A 13024-nucleotide genomic window follows, 5' to 3' on the forward strand; every position below is an offset into this window, starting at 1 on the left:
GAACAGCATCGTTTCGGACGAGTGGTCACCGCATATGAGTGAGCCTCCCACATCGGCACTCTCGCGCATCTCACAAGCGACGGGGACTCCAGGCGAATGCCCAGACGGCAAGCAAGCACTTTAACGAACGCGCAGATTGCTGAGCTGCTCGCGCGCGAAGCAGTAAGGGCGAAGATGCCGGCACAGAAAGCATTGCGTCGTGCGTCCCGCCCCAGCGTTGTTCTGGCCGGAAGAAGCTGCCGAGCTGCATCGCACGGGACGGTCTCTCACCGAACTCACTGCAGTTGGACCTTTTCTACAGCGGCTCATCGCAGCGTGGCTCGACAATCCGCCTGAAGTTCCAGAGCCGCCCGATGTTCGCCAAGGATTTCTCACGTTGACCGACGCCCGCGCCACGCTGGCTGCTAATCGTGCGTGGCTGCGGGGAGTCAAAGGCGACTTGCAGATGCACAGCACCTGGAGTGATCGCGAAGGCACGATTGCAGAAATGGCCACGGCAGCAGTGGAGCGTGGCTATGAGTACATGGCCATCACGGACCACTCCAAAGGATTCAAAATTGCCGGCGGCATCGACGAGCAGCAACTGCTCCGACAAGCTGATGAGATTGCCAAGGTCAACGCTCAGCTTCGCAAAAGTGGGCACAGGCTGACAGAGCTGCGTTCCATAGAGCTGAACCTCAATCCGCGGGGCGAAGGCGACATGGAGTCCTCCTGTTTTCCCGGACTGGATCTCGTTCTCGGCTGCTTCCATTCCTCCTTGCGCACGAAAGAAGACCAGACCACATCTCATTCCTCCGCCATGCCTCGGCTCTCAAGTCTACCGCTTCGAGGCTGTGGAGTTTAGAGATTCGCGGCTCAGCGATTTCCGCATTTGACGACACTCCTGCAGCGAACTAACATGCTGCGCGCAATTTGGAGGTGTGTATGTCTATGGAGGGAAAGACCGCTCTGATTACGGGAAGCTCGCGCGGGATCGGCCGCGGCATTGCCCTGAAGTTAGCCGAACGAGGCGCACGCGTCGCCGTGCATTACTACCGCAATCGGGATGCTGCCGAAGCAACGCTGGACCAAATCGGAAAACTCGGCTCTTCGGGAATTCTGGTCCAGGCCGACGTGTCCAAGCCGGAAGAAATCAGCCGCATGTTTCAGCAGGTTCGCGCCGAATTCAAGTCGCTGGATATTTTCGTCGCCAATGCCCGCCCCGAGGCTCCGACTTTCTACCAGGCTCCAATGGAGATCACCCTCGACAAGTGGGACACCGCAGTCGACTCCCAAGCCAAGGCATTTCTCATCGCCGTGCGCGAAGCGGCTCCCATTATGTCGAGCGGCGGACGCATCGTCGCCATTTCCTTCGCGCCCGGCGGACGCTTTGGCAGCTGGCAGCCCTGGGTAGCGATGGGCGCGGCGAAGGCGGCGATGGAAGTCCTGGTGCGCTATTTCGCCGTAGCTCTGGCGAGTCGAGGCATTACAGTAAATACCATCAGCCCCGGCTGGATCGAAGACAGCGTTCTGAACAGCTTGCCTGAAGCGTTCCAAAATGGGCTGCGCGATTGGCAGGAGCGTGGATGGACTCCCATGGGCCGTCTCGGGACTCCGGCCGACATCGGCAATGCCGTTGCCCTGATCTGCTCCAAAGAAGCAGGCTGGATCACAGGTCAACTCATTGACGTGGATGGCGGCGCCTCGCTCGTCGACGCCCACCTCCCACTGGAGTTTCAAGGCATCGCCAGGCAGGCAAAGGCCGCAGCCTGACATCGCGACCAGTGCCGCGAGTTTGATGATGATCGCTCAGTGCTACCCTAGGGCCGTGTACATGCGACTCTTTCTGCTGCTCGGGATCGTGTTCCTCGCAGCTGCGGCAGCGCAACCGCAAGAAGATCAGAGCATCTGGCGAACGTGGCAGGACGAGAAGAAGCTGATTGTGGTTACCACGTCGGATTGGAACGCGGTGGAGGGAACACTCATCCGCTACGAACGCCGCGGTCGCGAGTGGATCAAGGTGAGCGAACCGATTCCCGTTGTGGTCGGACGCGCGGGCATGGCCTGGGATCCGGGGCTCACCAGGGAGAGTCCGGATCGCTATCCCGGCCCAGTCAAGCACGAAGGCGACGGACGCTCACCTTCCGGCGTCTTTGCGCTAAAGAGCGGAACCTTCGGATTCGCCAGTGAACTCGCCGGATCGCGCATGTACACGCCGCTCACGCCCACGATCGAGTGCGTCGATGATCCCACTTCGCGCTATTACGGCAGGATCGTCGACCGCGAGAAAGTGGATCAGGTGGACTGGAAGAGCTCTGAGAAGATGAGCTCGATTCCGGAGTATCGGTGGGGAGTAGTTGTGAATTACAACACCGACAATCCGGTACACGGAGACGGTTCCTGCATCTTCCTCCACCAATGGAGCCGACCAGGGAACGGAACCGCCGGATGCACCGCCATGTCTCCGCACGACATCGAAAATTTGGTGCACTGGGTCAGCGGTGAGGAGCCTGTAGCGCTGGTGCAGCTCCCTCGACCCGAATACGAACGTCTCCAAGTCCACTGGCAGCTTCCCGCGGCTAACACAAGATCTCCAGGCAAATCCCACTAAGTTCCGTTATTGCGCGTGCTTCCCCGGGTAACTCTGACTTTCGTAATGTGGCGACAAATCTATAGGTTGCTACACTCCCGAATTCAGGGACAACTTACGTGCGCATTCTCGCCGATACCGACCTGCTCGTGTTTACCTATACCCTCGGTAGAATCTTGTTTGTCTCTCCATTTCAACTCATGCTCAGCAGAGGTCGGCGGGCCATTCCAAAATCTTTACAAATGGAAGAGGTCTCTCCAGAATCGCTCAGTGAAAACCAGACAGAATACCTTCAGGCGTATGACGGCAAGTTCGCGGAACTGAATTACCAGCCCACTGCCACTTACCGCGCGAGTAACTTCGGTCAAAATCTAATTCGAAGCTACGTCAATCCGCTCGAGCCGGTACGAGCGATCGTGATGATCGTGGAAGTTACCGTGAACGTCAATCGAGTTGCGAGCAGTGCGCACAGCTGCACCATGGAGTTCATTACCCGGTTTACTGACGATACCGTGTTGGTGACGCGTAACATGCAACGCAAGTCGTTGTTCGACGATCCTCCATTTCGCATTACGCAGGAGTGCCCGCAGACCACCCGTCCGAGTGAGCTTCGGCGCAAGCATCTCTCGAAGCTGCAAAAGTTAGGACGAACACCCATTTCTGCATCTTGCGATTTCGCCAGCATAGCGAAGGAGGTTCAGCAAGGACACGAGCGATTCTCGGCGTTTCAGTTGGAGCGAGGTGCGTATCGTGTGAATCCTGTTACGGATCGTTACGAGACCACTGCGAAGGTTCACTGGAGAGGTATTCGCAACCACTTCAATCCTGTTCTCCATGTGCAGCGCTTTCCGCGTTGGCGTTTCGCGACTGCAGCACTTATCGGAATCGCACTGCCGGTGCTTGCGTTGCTCCGGGTGGCTCCGCTCGCGGCCAACCACGCGCAGGGCTTGGGATTGCCCGGATCGCTGGCTTCCGGGTTGACGATGCTATCGGCTTACGCTTTGGCGGGCGCGGTGATCGGATACGGCGTGCGTACCAGCAACTTTCTTTGGAGCTTTATCTTTACTTATCTCGCGGTCGGCGCAATCGCAGGATTCCACATATCACCAATGCCTTACAGCACTCTAGCCGGATCGATTGCTCACGTTGTAGCACGATGGGCGAAGCGCAGACGCTTGATCCTCAATCAAGCAAAGCCTTCTGTGCCACTACCGGCGCCCAAACCAGTGCCTTTTTGAAATAGCGGCCTCGAAAGTCTTTTCCGCAATTGGGATCTGCGTGGGTGAAGGTGCGAACGAACCACGCGCCCTCGCTGATCACAGCGTACGGCGTGCAATGACGTGCCGGTAACGTTCGCGGTGGAGTTCTCGGCGGATGCCGGCGTTGCGCCTACTGGGGTGTGGGTAGCGAATGGGTTTCCAGATGGATGACCCCTGCAGCTCCTGCACTGAACATAAGATAGCGAGAAAAAAGTCGCAGGAAATCTGGGTAGCGGCTCAATGTCACCTCAAGCACCCTGACCTGATTCGTATCTCTCGGCAGAAGGCCACCGCCCAGGGGTGCCGATCCCTGGGATAAGTCTCCATCTGTACCTCTTAATTTTCCAAACCCCCAGCGCGATCAAACGTCTTACTATGACCGGCCGTTCCTGTTGGGGAAGATTTGCTCGCCCAAGGAAATCTCAGCACGCGCAATGCAGGGAGGAATTCTGATGGAAGGTCTTATGCAGGATGTCCGTTATGCCATTCGGATGCTGCTCCGCACTCCTGGCCCTACGGCGATTGCTGTGCTCACGCTTGCTTTGGGAATTGGGGCGACCACCGGAATCTTCAGCCTCGTCGATGCAGTGCTTCTTCGTCCGTTGCCGTATCCCCAGCCTGGCCAGCTGGTGCGTGTGTTCACGGTCTTGCCAACCCAGCCCCACTTTCCCATCGCCGTTGCCGACTTCTACGACTTCCGTGAGCGCGCGTCGGTTTTTTCCAGCTCCGCTTTGTACGCCGAGCGCGACCTCGATCTCACGCTGAGCGATCGGCCTGAGCATCTTTCGGGAATGGCGGTCACGCATGAATATTTCCGCGTGCTCGGGTATAACCCAATGCTGGGGCGCGACTTTGAGGAAAAAGAGGAATACAAGAACAACAACCACGTGGTCATCTTGAGCGACCGCTTCTGGCGAACGCACTTCCAGGCCGATCCGAATATCGTTGGAAAAACCCTGCAGCTTTCCGGACAACCGTTTACCGTCATCGGCGTCATGCCTGCCGGCGTGCTGCACGTGGGCGGAGATTTTCACTCTCCGGCGCATGGCGACAGCGTGGATCTCTGGTGGCCGCTTGCGCTGCAACCGCACACGCCCGAGGGGTGTGATCGCGGCTGCCACTACTTGAATATGGTGGCGCGTCTCAAATCGGGAATTTCGGTTGCTGCGGCGAGCGCCGCGATGAACGCGGCCGCCGAGCAGCTTCGCCGCGAGCTCCCCGAGTACGATGCCCATACCCTTATCGTTCCACTAAAAGAAGAGATCGTCGGCCGCGCGCGACTGATGCTGATCATCCTTATGGGAACAGTCGCGTTCCTCCTGTTCATCGCGTGCGTGAACGTAGCCAATCTCGCACTCACCCGGGCTACAGCTCGCTACCGCGAGATTGCGATTCGCTCCGTCCTCGGCGCTGCCGCCTGGCGCATCATTCGCCAGCTGCTAACGGAAAGTTTTCTGCTCGCGTTTCTCGGATGTGCATTTGGACTGATCCTGGCCGAAGGCGGCGTCCGCGCACTGGTAGCTCTCAGCCCGAAGAAAATTCCAAGATTGCAGCTAGTCCACATCGACACCCAGGTACTGCTGTTTGCCGTGATCATCACCGCTGTAACGGCATTACTGTTCGGCCTGGCGCCCGCTCTTGCCTTGGCCAGAACCAACCCCAATGCGTCGCTTAAAGACGGGGATCGCACTTCGAGCTCCGGGGGAACTCGCGCTCATCTTCGTTATGCTCTGGTGACCTCGGAAGTAGCTCTCGCGCTGATACTGCTTACCGGCGCTGGACTGTTGCTGCGCACGTTTGTGAACCTTGAGCATGTGGACGCCGGATTTAATCCTGCCGGCGCCATCACTTTTCACATCGATCTTCCTGGGAAGCGCTACCCCGATCAAGCCGACCGCATTCGCTTCTACCAAAACTTGGCCGACCGCCTGCAAACTCTTCCTGGCGTTCAATCGGTTGGCATCGGCTCCGATATTCCATGGACCGGCTACGACGAAAACAGTTCGTTCGAGATGGCGGGCGTTCCGTCTGATCCGAATCGTTCGCCGGAAGCGAGATACCATTTCGCCTCGCCCGATTACTTCCGGGCCTTGGAAATTCCGCTGCTGGCCGGACGATTCTTTCAACTCACCGATGCTCCGAAAGCTCCGCCGGTAGTGATCGTCAACCATGCCCTCGCGCAGAAATTTTTTCCCGGACAGGATGCGGTTGGAAAACGCCTTGATATCTGGGGATCCAAAAACGTCAGCATTGTGGGAGTTATCGGGGACGTTAAAGACACACCCGACGCATCATCAACCAAGCCGGCCTTCTACTGGCCGGATTGGCAGTTTAACGATGGCGATGAACGGATCGTGACCCTGCGCGCCACTGGCGATCTGGACTCACTGGCCGCGGAGCTGCCGAAGCAAGTTCTCGCGCTCGACAAGGATCTCCCTATCACCAACATAAAGGCGCTGGAAGAGGTCGGCGCACATGCAATCTCGAGCGCAAAGTTCAGCCTGATGGTGGTGGGGACCTTTGCGGGTCTGGCGCTTGTACTCGCGGCCATCGGCATATTCGGCGTCGTTTCCTATTCGGTAACCCAGCGCACGCATGAGATTGGCATTCGCATGGCTCTCGGCGCCAGCCAGCAAAATGTGCTCGGCATGATCCTGAAGGAGGGAGCGATCCTGGGTGCCTTTGGAGTGGGCGCAGGCGTGATCGCGGCTTTCGCGCTGACCCGCGTGATGCGCGGCCTTCTTTATCACGTTAGCGCTTCCGATCCGTGGACGTTCCTGGCGGTTGCGCTCGCCTTGGTGACGATCACGCTCATTGCCTGCTATATACCGGCGCGACGTGCTCTTCACGTCGAGCCCCTCGTGGCTCTGCGGTACGAGTAAGACGCCTCGCTCAAATATTCACGAGCGCCCGCGGAACTATGACACTCGTTGTCATATATGGAGTTTTATCGTCTCTCTCCATATCGGGGAACTTCCCCGCGGGAGGGATTTATGAACGTCACGGAACACTCTCCGGACATCTTCGCATCGGCAGTGGGTATTAACGACTTGTTGCTACAAGAGCTCGATGAAGAGGTCAAGAAGACACGCAGGACCTTGGAACGAGTTCCGGCGGACAAGAAAGAGTTTGCGCCGCATGCCAAATCGACTCCCTTGGGAAGTCTGGCGCCGCATGTCGCCCAGCTTGGCGAGTTCGGTGTTACCGTGTTGACCACGCCAGGACTCGATTTCGGGGCCGGAAGTTGGGTTCCGGTACAGTTCGAATCAGGAAAGCAACTGGCGCAGATCTTCGATGAAGGTGCGGACAAAGTGCGCCGCGCGCTGCGGTCCGTGCCCGATCAGGCGTGGACTGAATCGTGGCAGCTCAGCTTTCAGGGTCAACCAATCTTTCAGGGGTCTCGCTTCCTTGCCTATCGTGCGATGTTTTTGAACCACCTGATTCATCATCGCGCGCAGCTCGGGGTCTATCTCCGCCTGACGGGAAACGCAGTTCCGGCTACTTATGGACCTTCGGCGGATGAAGCATTGTGAGTGCGGACACGCGCGACGAGATATTTAATACCCAAGATGTGCCGGATCGACGCACCTCAAAACCCAACATCTTGGGATCGAAAAATGAAGAACGCGGATTTACTCGGCTTAACTCTTTTGAATGACGGATTTTACGAAAAAAGGGAGGGGGAGGGGGCTACTAGCTTGGGTCAGGCGCTGCGGGCCGCGCTCCGCACGGACAGAAATTCTCCATAACCGACTTGCGTCACGCACGTCAAAACTTCATCCGAGGAGGACGAATGCTGGCGGATTTGCGCGACGCACTACGGCAGTTGCGGAAGGCTCCTGGGTTTACCACGACGGCTCTGATCACACTCGCGCTGGGAATTGGCGCGACGACGGCGATCTTTACGCTGGTGCACCAGGTGATGTTGAAGTCGCTGCCGGTCACCAATCCCAGTGAGTTGTGGAAGATCGGGGACAAAGATCGCTGCTGCAACTGGGGCGGCTATACCCAAGGCGACGAGGGCGACTTTGCCTTGTTCTCGTATGAGGCGTACCAGCATTTCCGCGCCCACACGCCGGAGTTCGTCGATCTAGCAGCACTGCAGGCTGGTAACGCGCCGCTCGGTGTCCGCAGAGTGGGAGCGCAGGGGCCGGTGGACACGCGCAATGGCCAGTTTGTCTCGGGCAATTTCTTCCGCACGTTGGGCATACAGCCGTGGATTGGCCGTATGTTCACCGACGAGGACGACAAAGAAGGCGCTCCGCCCGTCGCGGTGATGAGCTACCGCATATGGCACGACAAGTACGGATCTGATGCTTCGGTCATCGGCGCCGGTTACCAAATAAACGGGCATCCGTTCACGGTTATTGGCGTAGCTCCGCCGGGATTTTTTGGGGCGAAGCTGGCCGGATGGGGCATGCCGGACATCTGGCTCCCGTTGACGACCGAGATCTTGCTCGACGGAGACGATGGGCAGAAGCCTCGGCTGAAAACGCCGCAAGCGAACTTCCTGGACTTGCTCGGAAGAGTGCGTCCGGGCGTGAATCCCAAATCGCTCGAGTCCGAGCTCAGGGTGGAATTCCATAACTGGCTCGGCAGCCACGTTCCCGATATGGAACCAGGCGAGAAGGCCCTCTGGGAGCAGCAGACGCTGCATCTGGTGCCCGGCGGCGCTGGAGTAACCGATCTACGGGATCAGTATCAGGACGGACTGAAGCTGCTTCTGATTGCTGCGGGATGTGTGCTGCTTGTCGCGTGCGGGAATTTGGCGAACCTGATGCTGGCGCGTGGATTGAAGGACCGCGCGCAAACCTCGATTCGGGTTGCCCTGGGCGCGTCGCGAACGCGAGTTATCCGCAAGTCGTTGGTCGAATGCGTAATGCTTGCGGCGGTCGGCGGAGCGCTGGGAATCGGGGTAGCGTATGCAGGAACAAAGTTGATGCTGCACCTGGCGTTTGCGAACGGCGGCCGCGAAAACTTCGTGCCCATCAGCGCGAGTCCATCCCTGCCTGTCCTGCTGTTCACGCTGGGCGTTGCCGTCCTCACCGGAATCATCTTCGGAATTGCTCCGGCATGGGTGACTTCGCATGCTGATCCAGTTGAGGCACTTCGCGGGGCACAGCGTTCGGTTGGCGGCAGCGGCTCGTGGGCGCAGAAGTCGCTCGTCATCGCGCAAGGAGCGCTCTCGGTGGTGCTGCTTTCTGCCGCGGCGCTGCTGGGCCAGAGTCTGCGCAACCTGGAGCACCAGAATTTTGGATTCGAGACGCAAGGCCGGTATATCGCATGGATCGATCCCGGTCTGGGAAATTACAAAGGCGAGCAGATGGAGCCGCTGTATCGGCAAATCAACGATCGCTTGCGCTCTGTTCCCGGTGTGCGGATGGTGACCGAGGTGCTCTATGCGCCAATGTCGGGCGATAGCTGGAATAACGGCGTACGCATAGAGGGCCGTCCTGAGCCGCCGCCCAAAGAAGATACCGGCTCGGGATTTGCGCGAGTGATGCCGGATTTCTTCGATACTGTGGGAGCCAAAATTGTCTTGGGGCGTCCGATCACGGAAGAGGATACTGCGTCGACTCGGAACGTAGCCGTGATCAACGAGTCTTTTGCTAAGAAATTTTTCAAAGGCCAGAACCCAATCGGACAGCATTTCGGGCCAGGCAAGATCAAGTATTCGGCAATGTACGAAATCGTTGGTGTCGTGAAGGACATACGCTGGATGACCTGGGGCATGAAAGAACCGGTACGGCCAATGTACCTGGTTGCGGAGGCCCAATTTGGGAAATGGGACGATCCTGCCTACGAGAGTGGCGAACTCGGGTCACACTTCTTGAACAACATCGTGATTTGGGCGCCGGGAGATCCGCCGGGCATGGAAGACCGCGTGCGCAAGGCGCTGGCGAGCATAGATCCCAATTTGGTTCTGTATGGCGTCGATCCTTATCAGCAGGTTGTGAATGGCCAGTTCCAGCAGGAGAAAATGATCGCGACTCTGACCTCGCTCTTCGGTGTGCTGGGTCTGATTCTCGCTTCGGTCGGACTGTACGGTGTGTTGGCGTACATGGTGGAACAGCGCACCAGCGAGATTGGCCTTCGCATGGCTTTGGGTGCGGATCGCGCGAAGGTCACAACAATGGTGCTCCGCGGCGCATTCATGCAGATCGGTATCGGGCTGGCGATTGGCATCCCTGCGGCGATTGGAGCTGGAAGATTGATGACGGCTCAGTTGTACGGTGTTAAGCCTTGGGATCCAATCATGCTTGCCCTGGCAATAGTCGTACTCGGCCTGGCCGCACTTCTGGCATCGGCGATACCGGCGCGGCGAGCGGCAGGGGTTGAGCCGATGGTGGCACTGCGGAACGCTTGATCGCGCGTTCGGGCGGTATACCGGTGTTAGACTCTGCACATGAAGCCGCGAAAATGGCCGGAAGGCTTTCTGTTCATTAAAACGGAGCTCGAATTGGGTTCTACATTCGCCAAAGCGGCTCTGGGTTCAAAAACGCGCGTGCGAATCATACGCAATACCGCCAACGCGCGGGCAGCTTACGACTCCGCCAGCAAACATGTGGGTCAGTTGTCACTTAGCAGTGAAAACTCGGGAATTCTGGGAGGCTTGTTCATCCGGCTCCGGCTGCAGCTTCTGCGTCTGGGTGAGTCGGTATAGTAACGACCTGCTTCCTTCTCTAGGTTCGCATTGCTATCACGTTCTGATCGGTTGCGCACAGAGAGTTATCTCCTCTGAATTCAGCTGTCACCTAGACTACAACTCTGGATTTCAGCTCTGCAGGCGCATCTTTACATGGGTGATTTCTGAGGCACGAGTGCGCTCCAATTTAGAGTGCACGAAGAGTCCAATCATCGTGACAACCTTATCCTCGCGGCCTTGCCGGCGGAGGAGCGTCAACGTCTGCAGCCGTTTCTCGAAACGGTTCAGCTCGACGTCAAAGCCAACCTCATTGAGCCTGGCGAACCGATTCGGAACGTGTACTTTCCCATCGACATGGTTACTTCCACTCTGCAGGAACTTCGCGACGGTTCCAGCGTGGAGGTTGGGCTGATGGGCGTGGAAGGCGTCGTAGGAATTCAATTCTGGCTGCAACAGGAAACCACGACTACGCGCACTATCGTGCAGGTCGCGGGAACCGCTTGGCAGATGAGCTCGCATATGTTCAAACGAGAAGTCATGGACAAGCCTTCGCCGCTGAATAAGCTGGTCGCCTCGTATGTCCATGCGTTTCTTTCGATGACCGGGCAGACGGCGGCATGCAATCGCATGCACGAGGTGAGCACGCGGCTGGCGCGCTGGTTGAGTCTCGTGTATGACCGTGTTCAGCGCGACGAGTTCGCGATGAGACAGGAGTTTCTGGCCGCGATGCTCGGCGTACACAGGCCGGCGGTGACGATTGCCGCAAAAACTCTGCAGAACGCTGGACTAATCAGCTACCGGCGTGGATACATCACCATCAGTGATCCCGTCGCGCTGCGAGAAAGTGCCTGCGAGTGTTACGCGATTATTGAGGCGCAATTTGACCAGATGTTCGGTCGGGAGTGGCGTGAAAGCACGCAGACGAGCGGAGTGACGGCGTAGCATGGCCGAATGCTCCTGCAATTCGTGTGATGCACGACGCAGGCTCTTCACTTTCTCCTTCACTTTCTGAATGCGGCCCTTGATATCGATCACTCGTCGCCTCGGCTGCGGAACAGCTTCAGGTTGCTCCGTGCAAAATTCGTGCTCGCGCCACATTCGAGACAGGTAACGGATGCGCCAGCGCGTCGGAAGGGAACAGATCGGCGAACGGAACACCGTTGCTAACGCAATCGGAAAGGCGGTGTTGATATCCGCATCTTGGACACTCAAAGCCGCAGTAGTCGAGATTCTGGCTGGTTAAAGATGGCCGAAGTTCGTTCCTGAAAGGCTGGTGATGGGCGCGATGCATGGATTTACATCAACACTAATGGCCCAACAGCACTCAAGTCGGTACGCTGCCGTACCTTGGGAAAAAACGAATACTGAAAAGCCTTTGGGCGCGAATCTTGCCGGAAAACGCCTATGACCTGCAACCTTGGGTGCTCAGCTCCGGACAGATTCATGGCGAGACCTGCGACAGGGCGCGTGGGCTGAAGAAGCAAGCTCTGTGAAATCGAGGTTCTAAGCCACTCGCGAGTCGCGATCTTTGATGGGCCTGGGCTCGTATTCCACAACATCCCGCAACTGATCCCTTGCGTAAGCTCTCAACACCGCAGGAATGTCATCGCTAGGCATGCGCAGATACACCATGGCGAGCAACTCCAGATAATCAATGATTGCGCCGGACAGCATGGTCCCGGTAATGCGCACTGAGGCATCATGCGAGTGCGTTGCCCTCTCACCGATTCCCCGTATGTATTCCAAAATTCCCGGGAGCGCAGTCTCGTTTTCTCCACCATGGAAGTAATAGCTGACGGGGAATTGCGACATGCTGTTGCGTAATGTCGTTACTTCTTCGGTGATCGCCAGCAACAACGCAGAAAGTTCGGAACACGGAAAATCGAACACAGATACTGCAGCCCGCTCCTCCGCCGCGTGCAGTAGTGTCGAACGATGCGCCAGCGAGCGCCGCTGCTCCAAAACGGGATAGACAGAGAGAAGCCAGGAGACGGCTGCCGTAAGCAGTCCGAATCCGATCACCGCTTGAGCACCCATGAGCAGGCGCATGAGCTTGGAGTTCGAGTTGTAGTCTCCAGCAATTGTGATCAGCGCTCCGAGAGAGACATTGAACGCATCGAAAAATGTTTTTGGCCGGGAGGGATCCATTCCAGGAACCGCTGCGAAAACATCCAGATTCGCCCAATAGATCAGCGCGAATCCGAAAATGATGAGCAGAGCCCACGTGGAAACGATTGCCAGAAAAATGATTGGTCCACCAAGCGTGATCATGTCCCCGCGACGTTTCGCAACCGCGCGAACTCCCCTCCAGATCCATCGCGATAAGCGGTCGCTCAGCGCTCCACGTCCCGCGGGATGAAACAGCGTGTGGAAAACGTCATGGCACGACGTTCCGATCAGAAGTATGCCGGCGATAATTCCGAGAATGTGCATCTCTCTTCTGCAAAGTGAACTTGGCGCACGAATTGAGATGTTGAATCAGTGAAAGCTGTTCGCCGCCCTGCGCCTCGAAAAAGTCAGTACCGTCCGCGGTAGCGGATGGGTTCATCC

At 57.5% G+C, this 13024-nt stretch carries 10 protein-coding genes; 9 read left to right on the plus strand and 1 reads right to left on the minus strand.

Features of this window, described 5'->3' with window-relative positions; translation table 11 throughout:
* The first annotated feature begins 199 nt into the window (after window positions 1–199).
* The 9 genes from VFU50_03000 to VFU50_03040 all read left to right on the plus strand — a co-directional run bounded on the left by VFU50_03000 (window position 200) and on the right by VFU50_03040 (window position 11416).
* Window positions 200–844 (plus strand): hypothetical protein, encoded by a 645-nt coding sequence (locus VFU50_03000; protein HEU5231802.1) that lies wholly within the window; start codon window positions 200–202, stop codon window positions 842–844.
* Between the two features lie 80 nt (window positions 845–924).
* Window positions 925–1752 carry an SDR family oxidoreductase gene (locus VFU50_03005; protein HEU5231803.1) on the plus strand — a complete coding sequence of 276 codons (828 nt, stop codon included), beginning with the start codon at window positions 925–927 and terminating at the stop codon, window positions 1750–1752.
* 61 nt (window positions 1753–1813) lie between these two features.
* Window positions 1814–2590 carry a L,D-transpeptidase family protein gene (locus VFU50_03010; protein HEU5231804.1) on the plus strand — a complete coding sequence of 259 codons (777 nt, stop codon included), beginning with the start codon at window positions 1814–1816 and terminating at the stop codon, window positions 2588–2590.
* 98 nt (window positions 2591–2688) lie between these two features.
* Window positions 2689–3807, plus strand: coding sequence for a hypothetical protein (locus VFU50_03015; protein ID HEU5231805.1), 1119 nt, complete (start codon window positions 2689–2691; stop codon window positions 3805–3807).
* 473 nt (window positions 3808–4280) lie between these two features.
* Entirely contained in the window at window positions 4281–6710 is a 2430-nt protein-coding gene (locus VFU50_03020) for an ABC transporter permease (GenBank protein ID HEU5231806.1), read from the plus strand.
* A gap of 111 nt (window positions 6711–6821) precedes the next feature.
* Entirely contained in the window at window positions 6822–7361 is a 540-nt protein-coding gene (locus VFU50_03025) for a DinB family protein (protein HEU5231807.1), read from the plus strand.
* 260 nt (window positions 7362–7621) lie between these two features.
* Window positions 7622–10195: an ABC transporter permease gene (locus tag VFU50_03030; GenBank protein ID HEU5231808.1), complete on the plus strand. Its 2574-nt coding sequence runs from the start codon at window positions 7622–7624 to the stop codon at window positions 10193–10195.
* 39 nt (window positions 10196–10234) lie between these two features.
* Window positions 10235–10492, plus strand: coding sequence for a hypothetical protein (locus tag VFU50_03035; protein HEU5231809.1), 258 nt, complete (start codon window positions 10235–10237; stop codon window positions 10490–10492).
* A 174-nt stretch (window positions 10493–10666) separates the two neighbouring features.
* On the plus strand, window positions 10667–11416 hold the full coding sequence (locus tag VFU50_03040; protein ID HEU5231810.1) for a Crp/Fnr family transcriptional regulator: 750 nt from the start codon (window positions 10667–10669) through the stop codon (window positions 11414–11416).
* 561 nt (window positions 11417–11977) lie between these two features.
* Here VFU50_03040 and VFU50_03045 read toward each other — a convergent pair.
* Window positions 11978–12907 (minus strand): hypothetical protein, encoded by a 930-nt coding sequence (locus VFU50_03045; protein HEU5231811.1) that lies wholly within the window; start codon window positions 12905–12907, stop codon window positions 11978–11980.
* Window positions 12908–13024 lie beyond the last annotated feature (117 nt).

It is taken from the genome of Terriglobales bacterium, assembly GCA_035764005.1.
Taxonomy (GTDB): Bacteria; Acidobacteriota; Terriglobia; order Terriglobales; family Acidobacteriaceae; genus Gp1-AA112.

Excerpts from the sequence above, each read along its gene's own strand:
- VFU50_03005 (HEU5231803.1), top strand. The coding sequence starts at position 925 with ATGTCTATGGAGGGAAAGACCGCTCTGATTACGGGAAGCTCGCGCGGG.
- VFU50_03010 (HEU5231804.1), top strand. The coding sequence starts at position 1,814 with ATGCGACTCTTTCTGCTGCTCGGGATCGTGTTCCTCGCAGCTGCGGCA.
- VFU50_03020 (HEU5231806.1), top strand. The coding sequence starts at position 4,281 with ATGGAAGGTCTTATGCAGGATGTCCGTTATGCCATTCGGATGCTGCTC.
- VFU50_03025 (HEU5231807.1), top strand. The coding sequence starts at position 6,822 with ATGAACGTCACGGAACACTCTCCGGACATCTTCGCATCGGCAGTGGGT.
- VFU50_03030 (HEU5231808.1), top strand. The coding sequence starts at position 7,622 with ATGCTGGCGGATTTGCGCGACGCACTACGGCAGTTGCGGAAGGCTCCT.
- VFU50_03035 (HEU5231809.1), top strand. The coding sequence starts at position 10,235 with ATGAAGCCGCGAAAATGGCCGGAAGGCTTTCTGTTCATTAAAACGGAG.
- VFU50_03045 (HEU5231811.1), bottom strand. The coding sequence starts at position 12,907 with ATGCACATTCTCGGAATTATCGCCGGCATACTTCTGATCGGAACGTCG.